An 831-nucleotide genomic window follows, 5' to 3' on the forward strand; every position below is an offset into this window, starting at 1 on the left:
CCACCGCCCAGGGCGCGGCGCGCGGCGCCTCGCGCAGGGCGGTGAGGTCGGCGATCTGGCGCCGGAGCCAGTCCGCGTCCTCGATCACCCGTGGCCGGCCCCAGACGTGGACCGTGGCGTAGTTCCAAGTGGGCACCACCCGCCCGTGCTCCTGCTTGCTCGCGTACCAGCCCGGGGTGACGTAGCCCTGTGGTCCCTGGAACACGACGAGGCAGTCCTCGGCCTCGGCGAGCGCCTGCGCTTGCGGGTTGGCGCGGGCGAGATGGGCGCGCAGGGTGCCGTGCGTGCCCGCCTCGTCCAGCAGGAACGGGATCGGGTTGGCGATCAGGCCACCCGCGCCGCCGGTGACCAGCAGGCCGAGCGGATAGGTCCGGATCAGCCCGTGCTGCGCCGCGTGCGTGTCATCCCGGAAGTGTGGCGGCTGGTACATCGAGCCAAGTCCTTGTTGCGGGATCCTGCTTGACCGCACGGTGGACCAGGCGAAAGGTCCGGTTTCCGAAAACCGACTGGACCACTTGCCGCCATGGCCCGAGGCCCGCTGCCGCTGCCCGTCAGCCTCGATCCGGTGTCGCCGACACCCTTGCACGTCCAACTCCGCGAAGGCTTGCGCGGGGCGATCCTCGACCGCCGCCTGCCGCGTGGAACCCGGCTGCCCGCGTCGCGCATGATGGCCGCCGATCTCGGCTGCGCCCGCGGCACCGTGGTCCTCGCCCTGGAGCAGCTGATCGCCGAGGGTTACCTCACGGCGCGGACCGGATCGGCCACCCGGGTCGCCGCGACCCTGCCGGACGACACCCTTCCCCGGCCGGATGGGGCGGCACGGCCGGGGAA

General features: G+C 72.9%; 2 protein-coding genes. One reads left to right on the top strand and one right to left on the bottom strand.

What is annotated here, in order from left to right:
- A partial coding sequence (locus tag FV228_RS31245; protein WP_147857921.1) for an FMN-binding negative transcriptional regulator occupies window positions 1-430 on the bottom strand: 430 nt, incomplete at its 3' end.
- A 93-nt stretch (window positions 431-523) separates the two neighbouring features.
- On the opposite strand from FV228_RS31245, the gene FV228_RS31250 reads away from it, so the two are divergent.
- Window positions 524-831: GntR family transcriptional regulator (locus FV228_RS31250; protein ID WP_147857922.1), on the top strand; the 308-nt coding region annotated here is incomplete at its 3' end.

Source organism: Methylobacterium sp. WL18 (assembly GCF_008040015.1).
Classification (GTDB): domain Bacteria; phylum Pseudomonadota; class Alphaproteobacteria; order Rhizobiales; family Beijerinckiaceae; genus Methylobacterium; species Methylobacterium mesophilicum.